This is a genomic window from Bacillus sp. CPT56D-587-MTF, from assembly GCF_058792335.1.
This window is the reverse complement of sequence record NZ_JBYTEF010000001.1, coordinates 2,402,588-2,420,249: the sequence shown is the minus strand read 5'-3', so window position 1 is coordinate 2,420,249 and position 17,662 is coordinate 2,402,588. Positions and strand designations below refer to the sequence as shown.

The window sequence follows — 17,662 nt, the reverse complement described above, 5'->3', positions numbered from 1 at the left end:
GATAAGAATTTATGTATCATGTTTTCGTTTATGGCACGTTAAGAAGAGGACAAATGAATGCTCATTATATGCTAGGTGCAACATGCATCGCAGACAGAGCTTGGACATATGGCAAATTATTTGATACGAACGAAGGATATCCGGCCATGACTTATTCGATTGAAGAACAGGTGTATGGAGAAGTTTATGTAGTAAATGATGAGATATTGTGTAAGTTAGATGAACTAGAAGAATATACAGGTAATGCGGAGACTGATTTATATGATCGAATCACGCAAACAGTATATGTTGCTGATAGGGAAATTGAGGCATATGTGTATATCGCTCAAGATAAAAAGATGTTAAAGAAAGTGATAGACTCTGGTGACTGGCTTATGTATCAAAAAATATAATAAGGTAGTTTTAAAAATTGGAAAGCAGATAATGACGAATTCATTATCTGCTTTTTATTGTGTGAATAATTGTCGTTCTCTTTTTATTCTTATAGTTCTTAGTACGATTCCAATTCCGAGAAATAAAACAGTAGCAGCGACCCCGCTAATAGGATTTAACCAAAAATCACTACTGTTTGTAAGGGTAATAATCCCTGTTATGGTAACTAAAACAGTAGGAACAGCATCCTCAATCGCATGGCCAGACGGATTTTGTAAGTCTATATATTTCAACATACATAATTGACCAACAAACCATAAGGATACAGCCAGATAAAAGCATATTTAATCTTGAGATAGATTCAAAATATTCATTTGGCAAAAAGACTATATAATATGCAGCATGCCAAAGTGCCCAAATGAAACCAGAAATAATATAAATGTACCAATCGTTTAGATTTAGTTCAATCAACTTTGGAGTTAAATAACCGCGCCAAGAAAACTCTTCAAAAATGTTTTTAATAAAGTTACCAATAGAAGACATGACTATGAGTGACAATAACGTGGATATATCAAAACTAGAAATATGAGCTACTCCAAAAATGAGCGATATGCTTATCGTTATTACTGTAACGAATGGATAAATAAGTAGTGCAGTGAAATACCATATAAAGTTTCCTTTCAAATTTGGTTTGATGCCAAAATCATTCCAATCTCGGCTAATAACTCTAAGTAAAATGCTTACGAGGAAAGGTAATATTAGCCATAATCCCATACCTAAAGTGTTTCCTTCAGGTTGATTTGTTAGAAGAGAATCTAGAAATACCCCAATCCATCCACTGGCCAAAACAGTGAATACAAAAATAAGTAAATATAACTTTAGTGATTTCTTTTTCGCGACATTCATTTGAAGAGCCTCCTTTACTTTTATTTATCCGACTATTTATGGGCAGTAAAACGCCCATTGATTAAATTCTTTAATTTTTACAATGTTTTTTAATAGATAAATTAAATAGGAGACAAATAGAAAGTAGTATCTTTTGCATGCATCATTATACTATATGTGTATTTGTGTGATTTAGATGTTGCATATTCTTTTTAAATTAGAAAGATGAAAAGTAAGTTTTTTCGGAAAATTTAAATAGAAACTATTGACTTTATGATTGGATTTTTAATACAATGATACTTCGACTGAAAAATTAGAACGGACAGAAGGGAATCGTCGAAATGAGCAACATATTTGAAGATGAGTTACAAAAAATGAAGGATACTTTACATACGATGGATGAGCAATTGGATAAGCTTGAAAAAATCCCAGTTTATTATGGAGAAGATTTTAAAGAGCAAATTCTTGAAAGTATGAGGGAGTCTAATAGACAAAACTTACGTATTGGTGTGCAAGAGCCGTACTTTGGAAGGTTAGATTTTCAGGAAGATGGAAAAGAAGAAGTTATGCTGATTTATATCGGAAAAGTAGGGGTTTCGGATATGGACACGATGAAGCCAATCATTATCGATTGGCGGGCACCTGTCGCAAGTATGTTTTATTCATTTACCGGTGGAGACGAATTAGCATTTTATCAATCACCAGATGGGTTAGTAGAAGGTGATGTGTATTTAAAACGAAACATTTCCATTCGAAAAAGAGAACTTGAACGTGTTGTTGATACATATGTAAAAGGAAATGAAGATGTATCGCATGCCGATGATTTTCTTCTATATCGATTAGGTGAGAATAAAGATAATAAGCTAAAGGATATTGTTTCAACGATTCAATCGGAACAAAATGATATTATTCGAGCGGAAAGAAATTTACCATTACTTATTCAAGGGGTTGCAGGGAGTGGAAAGACAACAATTGCTTTACATCGCCTTGCTTTTTTAATTTATGAATATCGTGAACAACTAGAAGCAGAAAGAATGATCGTATTTGCGCCGAATAGTCTGTTTTTAGACTATATTTCGAGTGTACTTCCTGAATTAGGTGTAGGGAATATTAATCAAACAACGTTTCCGGATTGGGCATTACGTACGTTAGATGATTCAGTGAAACTAAAGCAGACAGAAGAAAAATTGAAAGAAGCATTTTCAATTAATCGTGATGAAAAGAAGGTAATGCTAGGTAAATTAAAGGGTACGTTGGAATTTAAGACGTTTATTCAAGAGAGAATGATCCAATTTGAAAATGAGTTAGTTCCGACAAAAGATTTTGAGGCGTGGGATAGAGCGATTATTCCAGTAGAAGATATTAAAAAATGGATGCAAGTTGAATATAAACATTATCCTTTACAGAAAAGAAGAGAACGATTAGTAGGACGAATGAAGCGCTGGATTGAAATTGAGCTTAAAAAATTCGGGGAAACAAACGAGAAAAAATTACTAAAAAAAGAAGCGACTAAGAGACTGAACGCATATATGAAGTTTTGGCCGAAAATGAGTGCTCTTTCACTGTATAGTTCAATAGTAAAAAGTAAAGAAATACTTGAGGCATTACCTGAAGAACTTGTTAAAGAAACAGAAAAGAGTTGTCGTAAAAAAGAAGTGTATGTAGAAGATTTACCAGCTTTAATATACATACATCATCGTATAACAGGGATTGAAATCGGGCAGAAGTTTCATCACGTTGTTATTGATGAAGCGCAAGATTTTTCGCCTTTCCAAGTTTATGTATTAAAAGAAATTACATTAGGTAATTCTTTCACTATATTAGGTGATTTATCGCAAGCGATTTATGATTACCAAGGAATTGAAGATTGGAATGCTTTTAAGGAAGTATTCCAAGAAACCGGTTATTATGAATTGACAAGAAGTTATCGTTCTACAAAAGAAATTATTGAATTTGCAAATGAAATAATTAAAAATGCAGAAATCCCAGTAGGACTCGCAACACCAGTCTTCCGCAGTGGAGAAGATGTGAAAGTAATTCATGCAGAAAATCAATTTACTGAAATTGTGAAGACGGTAAAACATTTGCAAAATGCAGATGTGAAAACAATTGCGGTAATCGGAAGAACAGAAGATGAATGCCGTGATATATATGTGAAATTAACAAATGCAGGATTAACGGTCAACGTAATTGAAGCAAACCAAAGTAAATATGAAGGTGGTATATCAGTAGTACCTGTCTATTTAGCGAAAGGTTTAGAATTTGATGCGGTGCTTTTAATTGATGTGGATGAAGAACATTACAAAAACACAAAACATGATGCAAAATTACTATATGTCGGATGTACGAGATCACTTCATGACTTATGGATTTTCTATAGTGGGGAAGCGTCACCTTTAATTAAAGGATTAAAATAAAGTAAAACTATAATCAGTGGGGAGTTTTACTGCAAGCTAATGTGGGATAAATATAAAAAGAGGATTTTCTAGTACTGTATGAAAATCCTCTTTTTTATATTGAAATAGTAGACGTGTAAAATAACAATAAAGTTATTTAATTTTAAAACCAAAAACAAGTATAACCCCGCTCTAAATTTAGGGTGGGGTTAAAACATAGTTATTTAATTTTCGATATAAGATACTTCACTACACCTAAAAATATAAAGTTGTTTCTGTAGTGCTTTAAAAAAGAATGTACTTTTTAATAGACTACATGCTACTAATTTAAGTCTTTAATTTATAGCTGTAGAATAAATAATAATGAATAAAGAGAATGATTAATATATAATTTAATGAGAACTAATGTACATTTATTTTTAAATGTGAGTTCTAAAAAATAAAAGCCTTTTCTCAATATCGAGAAAGTAGGCTCTTTAGCATACACTTTATTTTTCACATTCACAATCATCTAAATAATATACAACAAATATTTCCCAATCTTCATCTATTTCTGATGCACATCTTTTTAATGGCCTCGCCTGTAGAGAAGGATTAAAAATTAAAAGATGAGGTAGTAAGTCAGAAGTACTTTCTTTCTCAAGAACATGAAGCACCTCTCTTTGCGATGGGTCATCTTCATATTTTCGGTATTCAACACATCTAAAGTTGTATTTCTTTGATTGAGTTAGGTAAGTTGTTTCTTCCTCCAACTTTTTAAGTTTAATTCTCACTACATCATCAACCCAAGAGCCTATATTCTCGTAAACTACACCATTACTTACAATGTAATCAGTTATTAATCTCGCAGATAGCTCTTCATTTTTTAAGTTTTTACGTGAAAATAATACTTCTTTCGTTTCAGTAATATATTCGATGGTATTCATTTTTGCATTAGCCTCCTTCACTTAGTTTAAAATTAGCTTATAATATAAATAAGACAGATTTTGTCATATTTTATGAAAAAGGTGATTAAATGTCTAAAACTAAACGTATCATTAGAATTATGCTGGCATTAAACAATAATAATTCCATTACTGCAAAGGAACTTGCTAAATCCGAAGGAGTCTCAGAGAGAACAATCCTCCGAGATATACAGGAGCTAAGTGAAATTTACTTTCCAGTCTATTCAGAAAGAGGTAGAAATGGAGGGTTTAGTACACTAAAAAATAAAATGATCCCTCCTATTTGGTTTAGTGAGGATGAAATAATAGCTTTATTTTTTGCAATAGATGCCATGCAATATGTTGGCGCCACTCCTTTTTCTACTTCATATAAAGTAATTCTAAATAAACTGTTCAATATGATTCCTCAGGAAACTTCCGATACAATTGAGAATACTAGAGACAAAATCTTGATGTGGCAACCAAATATTAAAGTAGATAAAACGGTGCTAAGAAACCTTTATGATGCATCTGTAGAAGAGAAAACTGTTAATATCTTATATGAAACAACTGAAGATGAAATCTATAGAGAGATAGAACCTATGGGCTTATACGTATATAACGGGTATTGGTATTGTCCCGCTTACTGTAGAATGAGAAGAGGCATAAGGCTTTTCAGGGTAGATCGAATAAAAAAAACAATTATTAATTCTGCTTCTCATTCCACTAATGTCCATTTGAATGTTAAAGAATGGCTGTATTCTGAGTGTGAATCTAATCTCATAAAGCTCGAAGTGAGTTTAAGCAAAGAGGGAAAAAGAAAAGCTGAGAGCATATCATGGTTAAGAGATAATATGGAATACAATTCAGATGGAACCGCGAAAATAACAAAGAATATTAACCCTTCAGAAGAGTGGTTTTATGTTGAACTACTTTGGAATATTGGACAAGAAGCAGAAATAATAGAACCTGATTTCATAAAAAATAAGCTTATTGAAAGGGCTAAATCAGTGATAACGAAATATAATAACTTTTAGCTTAATTTGCATTTAATTTTATACTACTAGAAAGGATCACTTCATAGATAATTGTTCCTTTATTCAACTAAAGGGTGCGATTGTGGCATAAAATAGATAAAAAATGATCAAACTTTATTTCAAATCCACAACGGATGATGGTCCTTTTAGCAACGAATTGTATCTATCTTCCTAAGTCTATTAAAACGCCATAATCCTCTACTCGTGGTTTAGAAAGTAGGGGATATTTTTTGTAAAAGATTTATCCTTTTTTATCAAAGCACTACACTACATTTAAATAATGTTCAATTTTAAACGAATAAAGCCATTAATATTAAATTTTGATAGCTATCATCCAATTTTACACCCTTTGCTTTTCTACCCTCTTCAAAGAAGCCTAGATTCTTATATAACTGGATTGCACCTAGATTATCTTCCATTACCTCAAGACAAACTTTTTCAATCTTACTGTTATTTTTAGCCCAATTGATTAACGTTTCTAGAAGAGCTCTTCCAATACCATAATTTCGATATTCAGGTAGTATGGTCATCGCAAAAGCCCCTTGATGACTAATTTTTTCTTTGTTTCCGTTCTTAAAATCTATTGCACCGACTAACTTACCATCAACTTCAGCAATAAACTGTACATAATTTGGATTTTCATGATAAGCTTTTAACGTTTTTTGAATAGCATCGATACGTACCTTTTTTACATCCTCAACCGTACTTAGCATGTATGGAGCGTTTATTAAAGCTTTTGAAGCAGAATCTAGTATTCTTTCTGCATCCTGTTCTTTAGCTTCTCTAATTATTACTGTTTTTCCATCCTTAGATTTATAAGTAAAAACATTAGTTGATAAGATACTACACACACCCTTTCGGAATATAATTAATTAAAATTTTCAACTGTTTCGCGATTCTTAAGTAAGAAAAAGTCGTATCACCTTTTTCTGCAATCGTTCTGCTTCAACTTAATAATGATTATTTCAAATATTTCTAATTTTTACAAGGGTTCATTCCATTATATAGTCCGATTGTTGAATAACATGACTGGCGTTTTTTAAACAATTTTATTATGTTTTAAACAACTTTATTATCTCTGTACAAGATGAATTAACGACTTGAGCTGTTGTGTAAATAATATACAATGACCATTTCTAATTCCTTAGTTTGTTCTTTTTCCCATATACGAACAGCATCTACTGGAATTTGTGTATGTTTTAACCAATCTAGAATTAAGTGTAGTTGTTCTTGTATTTGACCAATGTTTTGCTCCTTTATGTTCTTATTCTGAATTCTATTAGTTAATTGAAGCATATAGGGAAGTTTTTCTATACATTCGCTTAAATCTCCGCAATAACCTGAAGGGAATTCATGTGTACCAAATTTTAAAGTATTGATGTAATTAGAAACTAGGTATATCATGGCTTCTTGTTCGGTATCACCACCTAATTCAATCGCTTTTCGAAGGGATTTTTCTAAATCGTCTTCTTTATTGCTAGAGTCCATATAAATTCCTATCCATCTAAAAGGCCTTGAATCAAATGGGGTGTTTTCTGTCCATCTATATAGAATGTCAATTAGAAAACTATTTAGTGAGAAAGTTAACACCTCATCTTTTTCGTTTGATGCATCTAAAATAGTAAACAGTGAAATGGCAAACTCCTCTTGATCTTTTGATTCCCATTTCTTTGCATTTGTAATAAATGTCTCTAAATGTTTATAAGCTAATTTTCGAAGTCCCGCTTCGCGATGCTGACAGTAACAAATAAAATCATGCCAATGCTCAGTTGTATTCATATGTATAATAATAGTTTGTAATGCAGTGAGAGGTTTATCCATTATAAGTCCCCAATCTATTAAGCACGTGTTGAAAATTTAGTGTTATTATATCATTACATAAATTAAAGTGGGAAGAATTTAAGATGGATTTTATTGGTCACGGGATCCAATCGATTGGTAATGAAGCAGTTCTAACAGGACTCATTATAGACTTTGAAGATGAAACGTAAAAAAAGTTATTGTATTTATCTGGTTATTAAGATAATGCAATATTTGTATTTATTTAATTTTTAGAAAATATAGACTACAACATTAATAAATGGTATAATTTCCTTGTTACTGGAATTAAAATGAAAATATTAGAAGAAAAAGGATTGGGCTGGTTTTAATGGGGGATTCTGATCACAAAGAAACAAAGGCAATATTAAAGTTATGGTTTATTTATATACCACTTGCATTTGGAGAGTTTGTCTTTTCGAATATCATAGGTTATTTAAAAAAATAAAGATTTTGCATTTGAAAAACAATTAACCTAATTTAATTGTTTTTTTATTTTACTTTAATAAACCAAATAAAAATAGAGATTTTGAACAAGATGAAGTTTATGAAGGAAATAACGTTGATTAGGTGCTGAAAACAGGGTGAAATCAACAGTGCCTAAAGAATAAAACAGGAATCATTCAACCATGGTAATTTGCCGTTTTAATAGCTTCCTATAGTGAGATGTTATGTTCACATCATATGTATACGATATTTGTAACATAGCATTACTAGAACTTCAAAATTAGTAGTTAAGGTGCTACCTTTTAGAGTGCTATAGATATATAACTTAGCTAAAAAAGCAAAAATCATATAATTTGCGCTTTTTATTATCCGTTTTTTGGTAAATGATTATAGTTTTTGTCACATTAATACTGTACGATACATAGTATAAAACACATACTGTATGACATATAGTAATGGAAATGAGGTGAGTGAATGGATACTTTATTAAACTCGTTAATTACTGAGTTAAGAAGAGGGACATTAACGTTAGCTGTTTTAAGTCAATTAAGAACGCCGCAGTACGGATATTCACTTGTCCAGTTATTGGAGCAATCAGGGATTACAATTGATCAAAGTACTTTATATCCGCTACTTCGCCGATTAGAAAAGCAGGAGTTAGTGACGAGTAGTTGGGATAAAACAGAGAGTAGACCTCGTAAGTATTATGTTTTAAGTGAATATGGATTAGAGATATTTTTACAATTGAAAAAGCAGTGGGTAAAGGATTCGAAAGAACTTTATAACTTATTAAAGGAGGAGGACGAAAATGAGTTTGATTGATATGTATGTCCATGAAGTTGCGAAGAGATTGCCTGAACAAAATCGTGAAGATATTACACTTGAACTACGGTCAACAATAGAGGATATGTTACCAGACGATTATAATGAGGAAGATGTGAAGAGCGTACTCGAAAAATTGGGAAGTCCAGTTTCATTGGCTAATGGGTACTTGGATAGACCAATGCATTTAATTGGACCACGTTATTTTGATGTATATACGACGCTATTAAAAATGATTATACCAATTGCAGCTGTTATTGCGCTCATTTCAATGGTTGCAGAAAATTTTATAGGCTATAATGGTGATCAAGCGGTATTAAATGTTATTTTACAATTGATAGGTAAAGGTATAGGGGAAATTTTTGAAGTGGGTCTCCATGTATTTTTCTGGTTAACACTTGTATTTGCTATTTTAGAAAGAACTGATAAAGAAAAGGATCCACACCCATTAACAACAAGCTTAAAAAAATGGACACCAGATGACTTGAAAAATGTTTCGTATATCCCGAAGAAAAAGGCGATTTCAAAGTTTGAAGTTTTTGGAGGTTTAATGTGGACAGCAATATGGGCTACACTTTACTTTTATGCGAATCATCTTGTAGGCGTATATCATGGTACAGAAAACGGATTGAAGTTTGTCGCGCCAACGTTTAATCAAGATGTTTTGCTTCAATATTGGCCCCTAATTTTGGTTATGATCGTTTTCGAAGTAGCTATATCACTTTATAAGTTAGTACAGGGACAATGGACGAAAAGGTTGGCAATTGGAAATGCTATTCTTCAAGTAGTCGGAACAATCATATTCATTGTAATTGTAGTAAATCCACATTTATTAAACGCAGGATTTATTACGTATTTGGCAAATGCATTTACTATTTCCCCAGAGGAGTTTAAAACGTGGCTCATTGGGGGAGGAATTTTCTTCTACATGTTATCTGCTGCAATAAATATACTTGATGGTTTCCGAAAAGCTAGTATTCGTATGTAGATAAAAATCGGAAATTTCGATAAAATAAAACTATTGAAAAGATAGTGAAATAAGATGAACATGATGAAAGGAAGAAAACAATGATAAGGGAAGCAACGAAAAGAGATTTAGCATACATTTTAGATATTTATAACGATGCGATACTTTATACAACAGCTGTATATGCGTATAAACCTGTAACCCTTGAAAATAGAATAGATTGGTATGAACAAAAAAAGGCTGAAGGGTATCCAATTTTCGTATATGAATTAGATAATAAAGTAGTAGGATTTGCGACATTCGGCCCATTTAGAGCGTGGCCTGCTTATAAATATTCAGTTGAACATTCTGTGTATGTAGATAAGGCATATAGAAAAAATGGCATTGGGTCTTCATTAATGAAAGAATTAATCAAAATTGCAAAGGAAAGAGAGTATATGACCTTAATTGCTGGAATTAATGCAGAGAATGAGAAAAGTATTGCCTTGCATCAAAACTATGAATTTATTCATGCAGGAACAATAAAAAAAGCTGGTTATAAGTTTAATAAATGGCTAGATTTAGCTTTTTATCAGCTGGAACTTAACGGTCCTGAAAATCCTATAGAAGAATAAATATTTTTCGGTAGCAAGAAAAAATTCATGCTACCTTTTTCTTATTTTAATAGCTAATGAAAAGTTTTTTTACATTCAATGTTGAAATATTAGAAGTTAATATAACGATATAAAAAGAGGGATGGAAATGGAAACTGTTATAAATAAAATAAAAGAGGTACAATCTAATTATGTGGGAATGGCAATTTATTCTACAAAAGATAATCGGATAGTTGCTTCATATAATAATGAATTAAATATTCCGTTAGCATCAGCAGCAAAATTAGTCATTGGATTTGTAGTAACGCAAATGGTGAAGGAAAATAAACATAATTGGAATGATATACTTCATCACATTAAATTTAATCCGCATGAAGATAGTGCGCAGTTATATCCGCATTTACAAGGAAGAACTTCTTTAACACTTAGTCAAGCGGTAGAGGTAATGATTGCTTGTCATGATAGTTGCGTTGCACAGTCAGTTGTAATGCACTGTGGTGGATGGGATGCTGTGAAAATGTACGCACAAACGTACTTTTCAAAAATTTATATACAAGAGAATGCTAGAGATGAGAAAAATGTTGGAGAATTAAGTGAAGTTCTTGCCCTTTTCATACAAACCTTTCAAGGTTATAAATCAGAACCAGAATTATGGGAACCAATTATTAGCGGCATGGTAAGACAGCAAGGAGAGTATGAAGAAATCCCATATTATCATTTAGCTCATATGACAGGTGGATTACTCACAGCTACAATAAATATTGGTATTATAGGAATGTTTAACGAATTTCCGCTTCTTTATGTGATGGGGGGAAAAGATTTACCGAATCGACGTGAAAATAAAGAGGTAGATGAAGCTTTTGCAGCAGTTTTAAAGTACATATACAAAGAATATAGTGAAAGCATGCTAGGAGTGAGCGATTGAAAAGAAACTTAAAGACTTCAACAATCATTATTTTAATTTTAACGATTATTGCTCTTGAAGTTGGAATCGCACTATATGATCACAATTTGTCATTAGATACAATTTACTTTGCAGCGATCCTTATTTGTATTGTATTGCTTTTTGGCACACGTGTTTCTGGAGAGAAAGAAAGTACATCGCAACGAGGAAGAAGAAAAACAGCTCTTATATTTTGGCCATCTATTTTATTGTCTATCGTTTGTTTTGCGGTTATAAGTTACATAAGGGTAGGATATGTCTCTGTACCAGGTATAATTAGCTTTTCATGCTTTGTTACATATGGTGGATTCGTATGTATTAGTATTTTAAAGAGAAAAAATAAAATGTAGATTACTAAGCTGAAAGGAAGCAATATAAATGAAACATATAAAGAACGGTACACGTACTGAAGGAGAATATATTAAAAATAAAGTTATTCAATATAATATGTCCATCTTAACAGATGAGGCAAGACAGACGATGGAAGAAGTACGCCTCGTAGTAAAAAATGAAGAAGGAAAAATTTTTGGTGGCGTAACAGGTACGATGTATTTTTATCACCTTCATATCGACTTTTTATGGGTTGATGAATCAGTTCGTCATGACGGTTATGGCAGCCAACTTTTACATGAAATTGAAGGGATTGCGAAGGAGAAAGGGTGTAGATTAATATTGCTAGATTCATTTAGTTTTCAAGCACCAGAATTTTATAAAAAGCACGGTTACAGGGAGTATGGTGTCGTTGAAGATCATCCGAAAGGTCATAGTCAGCACTTTTTTGAAAAGAGATTATAATAATATTATGTATACTGATTGATGGAGGGAAGCATATGTACACGTATAAATTGCAACAAGAACAACCAATCTGTGCAGAAAAAATAAAGAAGCTTTATGATTCTGTCGGTTGGTGGCCAGAAAGAAAAGAAGTCGATATTGAAAAAATGTTAAAGAATAGTATAGCCATTGGAGTATGGGAAGAAAATGAATTAGTTGGATTTGCTAGAGTCGTTTCTGATGGTATTTTTCGAGCATACATTGAAGATGTTGTCGTACATGAGAGTGTAAGAAATAAAGGTATTGGAGAGAAGATGCTTACAATGTTACTCGAGGAAATATCTCATATTCATATTGTTAGTCTATTTTACGGAGAGAAGCTAATAAAGTTTTACGGTGAGCAGCAATTTCAAGCAACGAAGCAAATTGTGATGCATCGTAATCAAACAGGGAAAGAATAAGAGGTGCCAATTAAAATGAATGCAACAAGAGCGTACTGTTTATCGAAAAGAAAGGCGACAGAAGATTCTCCAGATGGTTGGAGTGCAACATGTATGAGGCTTAATAATAAAATATTTGCGATAGTAAATCATGAAGAAGGCGAAAAAGCTGCGATTACATTGAAGTGTGATCCAGAAGTCGCATTAAGAATAAGAGAAGATTATCCAGAAACCATTATTCCAGGGTATCATATGAATAAAAAACATTGGAATACTGTTTATATTCATAAGGATATAGTGCAGGAGCAAATTAATAAAATGATTGATTGGTCGTATGATTTAGTACTACAATCATTTTCAAAGAAAAAGCAGCAGGAGTTAATGGATTAATATGTATTAGGAGTGTGTGTAATGAAAGATTCGATTAAAGATACGTATGATAAATTAGCGAGTACATATAAAGAAAATCTAGATTTCGCAAATCCATATAACAGTTATTATGAAAGACCGGCGATGATGGAGCTTATTCCAAAGGAACTAGAAGGAAAAAAGATACTAGATGCTGGATGTGCAGCTGGATGGTATACTTCTCAATTCATAAAAAGAGGAGCAAATGTTACAGCAATTGATGTAAGTCCTGAAATGGTAAAAGCAGCAAAAGAAAATATAGGAGAAGAAGCAACGTTCCTTTGTCATGATCTGCAAGAAACATTGCCATTTAAAGATAATACATATGATGTGATTGTAAGTTCATTAACTCTTCATTATATAGAAAATTGGAATCAAGTATTTCAAGAATTTCGTCGTGTATTGAAGCCAGGTGGAGAACTTATATATTCTATTCATCATCCTTTTATGGATTTCACAAAGTTTCCATGTGAAAATTATTTTGAAAAACAGTTATTAATAGATACTTGGGTTAAACCGAATATTACTATTGAAGTCAAGTTTTTTAGAAGATCATTACAAGACATACTAAATGAAACTACAAATTATTTTGTATTAGAAGAGATAGTAGAACCGAAGGCAATTGAAAAAATGAAAGAAGTAGACGAAAAATCATATTATTATCTAAATACGAATCCACATTTTCTTATCATTAAAGCAACTAATAAATAGCTAGTAAAATAACTTTGTTTTACTAGCTATTTACAGTTTTACATTACATATTAGGGGACTTTAAAATGAATACGAAACGAAATAGAGTAGTATATGCACTATTTACTATAGTTATTATTATTTTAGGTCTTAGCTCAAGAAAGTTTTCTTTTGCACTACCACATCTATTAAATGATTACTTAGGCGATGCTTTATGGGCATTAATGATTTTCACTGGCTTTGGATTTTTGTTTCCTAAAACAGAGACGAAGAAGTTGGCTTTTATTAGTTTAATGTTTTGCTACGGGATTGAAGCGAGCCAATTGTATCATGCGGAATGGATAGATAGCATGCGTGCAACGACTTTGGGCGGACTCGTGTTGGGATACGGTTTTTTGTGGAGTGATTTAGTGGCCTATACAATTGGTGTTGGAGTGGGAGTACTGTGTGAGGTTATTTTTCGGAAGACATAAGAATTGTAAAAGGGGTATTTGTAAATGGAACAAGCACTGGAAATTGCAAAGTTTTGGTTTCAAAATGAACATGTCACAGCTACTGTAATTCAACAAAAAGTAGCGAAGGTTATATGCAAGAATAAAGAGTATATTTTAAAGAAAACAGGATCAATAAAGCAACTTCTAGTTGAATTCGATGTTTTGAAGCAACTGTATGAAAAGGGAATTAAGGTACAGAGAGTAGTAAAGACAGAAAATGATGAACAATATGTATTATATAAAGAAAAATATTATTGCTTATATGAGTATGTTGCCGGAAGTGTTTTAGAAATAAAAGATACGAATAAGCTGGAAAGGCTAGCAAGTACAATTGGAGAAGAAATAGCTAATCTGCACAAAGCATTACATTCGGTGAATAGTGACCATGAGTTAATAAAAAGAGATTTATATAAGATGGTATTTGAATGGGCTATACCGATTTTAGAAAAGAATGAGTATGTTCATCGAGAGGTAATTCAAAAGATGGAGCGAATGCACGCAGCTTTCAAGGAAACAGTCCATCCATTACCGAGACAAATTATTCATCGTGATATGCATCTATCAAATGTAATCTTTAAAGATGATAAACTGGAAGGGTTTATAGATTTTGAGATTTTAGAAAATAATGTAAAAATATTTGATTTATGTTATTGCTGTACAAGTATATTAAGCGAGCTATTTAGTGATGAAAGATTAAGAGGGAAATGGTTACATATCGTTAGCAAAGTCTTTGAAGGTTATTATAAACAAAATGATTTAACGAAAGAAGAACTACAAGCCATTTGGTATGTTATGCTTTCAATTCAAATTATCTTTATTGCTTATTTTGTCCAGTTACCAGATTCATTAAAGTTAAATGAAGAAATGTTCTTCTGGATTTTCGCTAATAAGGAAACTATTGAAGAAGTTATAGAAGGTATCGTAAAGGTATGAAAAAAATAATATTAATTGGTTCTGGTGGTTCAGGAAAATCTACATTAGCAAGGCAGTTAGGAAATAAATTAAATATTAAGGTGCATCATCTTGATGCATTATTTTGGAAACCGAATTGGGAAGGTGTTCCGAGAGAAGAACAAATAACAGTTCAAAATAACTTAATTAAAGATGAGAAATGGATTATTGATGGGAATTATGGCGGGACGATGGGTATAAGACTGAATGCAGCTAATACAATTATCTTCCTTGATATTCATAGAACAATTTGTATTTATCGTGCTTTTAAAAGAATTGTAAAATACCAGAATAAAACAAGACCAGATATGGGCGCGGGATGTGAAGAAAGATTTGATTTGCAATTTTTTAAATGGATATGGGAATATCCTAATGCTAAACGACCTACAATTTTAAAAGGGTTAGAGCAATTGCCGGAAGAGAAAAAGGTTATTGTTTTAAAATCTCCAAATGAGGTTCGGAAATTTTTAGAGCACATATAATTATAGAATGTAACACAAAAATTCTTTGTGAATCTTACCGATTAGTTTAATAAAACTAATCGTTTTTTATTATGAAAAATTTAACGCTTTTTGAAAATTGTATTTTGTAATGAGTATATGACTTTAATTTCATATAAAATGAACGTTTGGAGGAATAGAAAATGACTAACGATTTAATTCAACTAATCGATTCATTAATGGTCAATATTCCAGCTGGAGAGGTAGTATTAAGAGATGAGCGAATAAAAAAAGAATGGCTAGTACAAATTCAACCATTTCTTCTTGCAAAGTATGCTGTAACAATGGAACTATATGATGCTATTACAAATAGTACATTAAATAATTTTGATAAAAATCATAAACCAGTTGTCAATATTTCATGGAAAGATGCCATTGCGTTTTGTAATGTACTTTCAAAAAAAGCGGGATTAAAAGAATATTATTCTATTAGTGATGGTGGTCAAATTGTGAAATGTAATTTAGATTCAAATGGCTACCGATTACCATCTGAGGTGGAGTGGCAATATGCATGTAAAGCAAGTACAACCGGATATACATACGGGAAACTTCATGATATAGCGTGGTATAATGAAAATTCAAATGGAGAGATTCATGACGTTGGCCAAAAAGAACCGAATGCATGGGGACTTTATGATATGCTAGGGAACGTTTGGGAATGGTGTTATGATTTGTATGATGAAACAGTGTACGGATCATACCGCATTTTTCGTGGTGGTAGTTGGGCTGAAACAGCGAGAGGGTGCGGCGCTACTTGTCGTCGTCGAAGCCATCCTACATTTCATATAGATGATCTCGGTTTTAGACTTGCTAGGTCAATTTAGTAGGAACATGATACGAACAGCTAGGAAAAGAGTATGGAGAGAATCCGTACTCTTGCCAACATAGAAATGATTTAACGTAAGGAGTGTTTATTATGGCGCGTGTTTTATTTATTAATGCTGGATCAGAAGGACATATAAATCCAACTTTACAAGTTGTAGATGAATTGATTTCTCGTGGTGAAGAGGTCGTTTATTTTTCAATAGAAGCTTTCAGGGAGCGGATTGAGAAGACAGGTGCTACTGTACGAACGATTGATGATCAAAAATTTATAAAAGCGTTTCTATCTGGAGGCAGAAATTATTTACAGGAAAGAATAAATGGCCTTCTACATACAGCGGATATTGTCATACCTAGCGTTCTAGAACAAATTGAAGGTGAACATTTTGATTACATAATTCATGATTCTATGTTTGGCTGTGGCCATTTAATTGCTCAAATCCTTAAACTTCCAGCCATAAATTCATGCACATCTTTTGCGCAGGATGAAAAATCCTTTGAGCAAATGTTAGGTCATCTATCAAAAAATATCCCAGTAGAAATTTATGATAAAATACAGAATGATTTTCAAAACTTAACGAAGGGAATTGCTGAAAAATATGGTGTTGAAATAAAATCATCGTATGAAGTTTTCTGTAATCCTGCACCCCTTACTATTGTATATACAATTAAGGAGTTCCAGCCTTTTGGTGATACGTTTGATGAAACATATAAATTTGTAGGACCATCTATCTCTGCACAAATGAAAAACAGAGACGTTGATTTTACTTCAATTGAAGAAAAAAGTCCGCTTTATATTTCATTAGGTACTGTTTTTAATGAAGCGATTGACTTTTATAAACTGTGTATGAAGGCCCTTGAGAATAGTGAGCATACAATTGTTATGTCTATTGGTAGTAAAACAAAAATAAGTGATCTAGGCGAAATTCCTAAAAACTTCATTGTGAAAAACTATGTACCCCAAACTGAGCTGCTTACATATACGAAACTATTTATTACACACGGCGGGATGAACAGTGCGCATGAAGGACTGTATAACGGGGTTCCGCTCGTTGTAATACCGCAAAGTGCAGATCAGCCAGTAGTCGCAAAGCAAGTGGAGAGTCTTGGAGCAGGAATAAAATTACAAATGCAAGGATTAACTGCGGATCAACTAAGTGAAAGTGTAGAAATGGTATTAAATAATCCGTCATTTAAAGAAGTTGCTTTGAATTTGAAGAAATCTTTCCAAAAATCAGGTGGATATAAGGAAGCTGTTGATGAAATTTTTATATTTGTAGGTCAGTGAAAAAATGAAATTATACATTAGAAAAGCATCTAAATAGGATGCTTTTTATTTAACTTTATAATTCTTATTTTTAATATCTAGTATGGTTAAAA

The 17,662-nt window shown here is 32.2% G+C and carries 20 protein-coding genes and 1 pseudogene; 17 read left to right on the top strand and 4 right to left on the bottom strand.

Going from position 1 to position 17,662, the window contains the following annotated elements; genetic code table 11:
• The first annotated feature begins 11 nt into the window (after positions 1-11).
• The gene (locus AC3WVZ_RS12370; protein ID WP_075677138.1) at positions 12-392 is read left to right on the top strand and encodes a gamma-glutamylcyclotransferase family protein; all 381 of its coding nucleotides are present in this window, start codon (positions 12-14) and stop codon (positions 390-392) included.
• A 54-nt stretch (positions 393-446) separates the two neighbouring features.
• Here the strand turns inward: AC3WVZ_RS12370 and AC3WVZ_RS12365 are convergent.
• Positions 447-1,278: pseudogene (locus AC3WVZ_RS12365) on the bottom strand (CPBP family glutamic-type intramembrane protease).
• Positions 1,279-1,598: 320 nt separating this feature from the next.
• Between AC3WVZ_RS12365 and AC3WVZ_RS12360 the strand changes: the two are divergent.
• A complete protein-coding gene (locus AC3WVZ_RS12360) occupies positions 1,599-3,674 on the top strand; it encodes a HelD family protein (protein ID WP_173600656.1) in 2,076 nt (691 codons plus the stop codon).
• 467 nt (positions 3,675-4,141) lie between these two features.
• On the opposite strand, the gene AC3WVZ_RS12355 is transcribed toward AC3WVZ_RS12360, so the two are convergent.
• A complete protein-coding gene (locus AC3WVZ_RS12355; RefSeq protein ID WP_233936419.1) occupies positions 4,142-4,579 on the bottom strand; it encodes a hypothetical protein in 438 nt (145 codons plus the stop codon).
• An 89-nt stretch (positions 4,580-4,668) separates the two neighbouring features.
• Here AC3WVZ_RS12355 and AC3WVZ_RS12350 point away from each other — a divergent pair, with 89 nt between their 5' ends.
• Positions 4,669-5,613: a helix-turn-helix transcriptional regulator gene (locus AC3WVZ_RS12350; RefSeq protein WP_063245509.1), complete on the top strand. Its 945-nt coding sequence runs from the start codon at positions 4,669-4,671 to the stop codon at positions 5,611-5,613.
• Between the two features lie 290 nt (positions 5,614-5,903).
• On the opposite strand, the gene AC3WVZ_RS12345 is transcribed toward AC3WVZ_RS12350, so the two are convergent.
• Both AC3WVZ_RS12345 and AC3WVZ_RS12340 read right to left on the bottom strand, forming a co-directional pair.
• Entirely contained in the window at positions 5,904-6,464 is a 561-nt protein-coding gene (locus AC3WVZ_RS12345) for a GNAT family N-acetyltransferase (RefSeq protein WP_000337118.1), read from the bottom strand.
• Between the two features lie 241 nt (positions 6,465-6,705).
• Positions 6,706-7,434: a hypothetical protein gene (locus tag AC3WVZ_RS12340; protein ID WP_000360499.1), complete on the bottom strand. Its 729-nt coding sequence runs from the start codon at positions 7,432-7,434 to the stop codon at positions 6,706-6,708.
• A 918-nt stretch (positions 7,435-8,352) separates the two neighbouring features.
• Here AC3WVZ_RS12340 and AC3WVZ_RS12335 point away from each other — a divergent pair.
• The 14 genes from AC3WVZ_RS12335 to AC3WVZ_RS12270 all read left to right on the top strand — a co-directional run bounded on the left by AC3WVZ_RS12335 (position 8,353) and on the right by AC3WVZ_RS12270 (position 17,570).
• A complete protein-coding gene (locus AC3WVZ_RS12335; protein WP_000380296.1) occupies positions 8,353-8,700 on the top strand; it encodes a PadR family transcriptional regulator in 348 nt (115 codons plus the stop codon).
• Positions 8,687-9,688, top strand: coding sequence for an HAAS signaling domain-containing protein (locus AC3WVZ_RS12330; protein ID WP_000052353.1), 1,002 nt, complete (start codon positions 8,687-8,689; stop codon positions 9,686-9,688). Before AC3WVZ_RS12335 ends, AC3WVZ_RS12330 begins: the two co-directional genes overlap by 14 nt.
• An 80-nt stretch (positions 9,689-9,768) precedes the next feature.
• On the top strand, positions 9,769-10,281 hold the full coding sequence (locus AC3WVZ_RS12325; protein WP_100651710.1) for a GNAT family N-acetyltransferase: 513 nt from the start codon (positions 9,769-9,771) through the stop codon (positions 10,279-10,281).
• 127 nt (positions 10,282-10,408) lie between these two features.
• Positions 10,409-11,185: a serine hydrolase gene (locus AC3WVZ_RS12320; protein WP_060852056.1), complete on the top strand. Its 777-nt coding sequence runs from the start codon at positions 10,409-10,411 to the stop codon at positions 11,183-11,185.
• On the top strand, positions 11,182-11,553 hold the full coding sequence (locus AC3WVZ_RS12315) for a hypothetical protein (RefSeq protein WP_078386548.1): 372 nt from the start codon (positions 11,182-11,184) through the stop codon (positions 11,551-11,553). Before AC3WVZ_RS12320 ends, AC3WVZ_RS12315 begins: the two co-directional genes overlap by 4 nt.
• A 28-nt stretch (positions 11,554-11,581) precedes the next feature.
• Positions 11,582-11,998, top strand: coding sequence for a GNAT family N-acetyltransferase (locus tag AC3WVZ_RS12310; RefSeq protein WP_000680537.1), 417 nt, complete (start codon positions 11,582-11,584; stop codon positions 11,996-11,998).
• A 35-nt stretch (positions 11,999-12,033) separates the two neighbouring features.
• Positions 12,034-12,438: a GNAT family N-acetyltransferase gene (locus AC3WVZ_RS12305; RefSeq protein WP_233936418.1), complete on the top strand. Its 405-nt coding sequence runs from the start codon at positions 12,034-12,036 to the stop codon at positions 12,436-12,438.
• A gap of 15 nt (positions 12,439-12,453) precedes the next feature.
• Positions 12,454-12,807 carry an MmcQ/YjbR family DNA-binding protein gene (locus tag AC3WVZ_RS12300; RefSeq protein WP_000994621.1) on the top strand — a complete coding sequence of 118 codons (354 nt, stop codon included), beginning with the start codon at positions 12,454-12,456 and terminating at the stop codon, positions 12,805-12,807.
• A gap of 21 nt (positions 12,808-12,828) precedes the next feature.
• Complete coding sequence (locus AC3WVZ_RS12295) at positions 12,829-13,536, top strand: class I SAM-dependent methyltransferase (protein ID WP_000655262.1); 708 nt, start codon at positions 12,829-12,831, stop codon at positions 13,534-13,536.
• A gap of 65 nt (positions 13,537-13,601) precedes the next feature.
• Positions 13,602-13,988: a ribosomal maturation YjgA family protein gene (locus tag AC3WVZ_RS12290; RefSeq protein ID WP_001093456.1), complete on the top strand. Its 387-nt coding sequence runs from the start codon at positions 13,602-13,604 to the stop codon at positions 13,986-13,988.
• A 24-nt stretch (positions 13,989-14,012) separates the two neighbouring features.
• Positions 14,013-14,942 carry a phosphotransferase enzyme family protein gene (locus AC3WVZ_RS12285; RefSeq protein WP_078386550.1) on the top strand — a complete coding sequence of 310 codons (930 nt, stop codon included), beginning with the start codon at positions 14,013-14,015 and terminating at the stop codon, positions 14,940-14,942.
• A complete protein-coding gene (locus tag AC3WVZ_RS12280) occupies positions 14,939-15,442 on the top strand; it encodes a DNA topology modulation protein (protein WP_233936417.1) in 504 nt (167 codons plus the stop codon). The genes AC3WVZ_RS12285 and AC3WVZ_RS12280 overlap by 4 nt, the downstream gene beginning before the upstream one ends.
• Positions 15,443-15,603: 161 nt before the next feature.
• Complete coding sequence (locus AC3WVZ_RS12275) at positions 15,604-16,284, top strand: formylglycine-generating enzyme family protein (RefSeq protein ID WP_233936416.1); 681 nt, start codon at positions 15,604-15,606, stop codon at positions 16,282-16,284.
• 92 nt (positions 16,285-16,376) lie between these two features.
• Positions 16,377-17,570 (top strand): macrolide family glycosyltransferase, encoded by a 1,194-nt coding sequence (locus AC3WVZ_RS12270; protein WP_233936415.1) that lies wholly within the window; start codon positions 16,377-16,379, stop codon positions 17,568-17,570.
• Positions 17,571-17,662: the final 92 nt, after the last annotated feature.

Bases quoted from the DNA above. Each gene is read 5' to 3' on its own strand.
- AC3WVZ_RS12280 (WP_233936417.1), top strand. From the start codon at position 14,939: ATGAAAAAAATAATATTAATTGGTTCTGGTGGTTCAGGAAAATCTACA.
- AC3WVZ_RS12325 (WP_100651710.1), top strand. From the start codon at position 9,769: ATGATAAGGGAAGCAACGAAAAGAGATTTAGCATACATTTTAGATATT.
- AC3WVZ_RS12295 (WP_000655262.1), top strand. From the start codon at position 12,829: ATGAAAGATTCGATTAAAGATACGTATGATAAATTAGCGAGTACATAT.
- AC3WVZ_RS12370 (WP_075677138.1), top strand. From the start codon at position 12: ATGTATCATGTTTTCGTTTATGGCACGTTAAGAAGAGGACAAATGAAT.
- AC3WVZ_RS12270 (WP_233936415.1), top strand. From the start codon at position 16,377: ATGGCGCGTGTTTTATTTATTAATGCTGGATCAGAAGGACATATAAAT.
- AC3WVZ_RS12355 (WP_233936419.1), bottom strand. From the start codon at position 4,579: ATGAATACCATCGAATATATTACTGAAACGAAAGAAGTATTATTTTCA.
- AC3WVZ_RS12335 (WP_000380296.1), top strand. From the start codon at position 8,353: ATGGATACTTTATTAAACTCGTTAATTACTGAGTTAAGAAGAGGGACA.
- AC3WVZ_RS12360 (WP_173600656.1), top strand. From the start codon at position 1,599: ATGAGCAACATATTTGAAGATGAGTTACAAAAAATGAAGGATACTTTA.
- AC3WVZ_RS12290 (WP_001093456.1), top strand. From the start codon at position 13,602: ATGAATACGAAACGAAATAGAGTAGTATATGCACTATTTACTATAGTT.
- AC3WVZ_RS12275 (WP_233936416.1), top strand. From the start codon at position 15,604: ATGACTAACGATTTAATTCAACTAATCGATTCATTAATGGTCAATATT.
- AC3WVZ_RS12340 (WP_000360499.1), bottom strand. From the start codon at position 7,434: ATGGATAAACCTCTCACTGCATTACAAACTATTATTATACATATGAAT.
- AC3WVZ_RS12305 (WP_233936418.1), top strand. From the start codon at position 12,034: ATGTACACGTATAAATTGCAACAAGAACAACCAATCTGTGCAGAAAAA.
- AC3WVZ_RS12310 (WP_000680537.1), top strand. From the start codon at position 11,582: ATGAAACATATAAAGAACGGTACACGTACTGAAGGAGAATATATTAAA.
- AC3WVZ_RS12330 (WP_000052353.1), top strand. From the start codon at position 8,687: ATGAGTTTGATTGATATGTATGTCCATGAAGTTGCGAAGAGATTGCCT.
- AC3WVZ_RS12300 (WP_000994621.1), top strand. From the start codon at position 12,454: ATGAATGCAACAAGAGCGTACTGTTTATCGAAAAGAAAGGCGACAGAA.
- AC3WVZ_RS12320 (WP_060852056.1), top strand. From the start codon at position 10,409: ATGGAAACTGTTATAAATAAAATAAAAGAGGTACAATCTAATTATGTG.
- AC3WVZ_RS12285 (WP_078386550.1), top strand. From the start codon at position 14,013: ATGGAACAAGCACTGGAAATTGCAAAGTTTTGGTTTCAAAATGAACAT.
- AC3WVZ_RS12350 (WP_063245509.1), top strand. From the start codon at position 4,669: ATGTCTAAAACTAAACGTATCATTAGAATTATGCTGGCATTAAACAAT.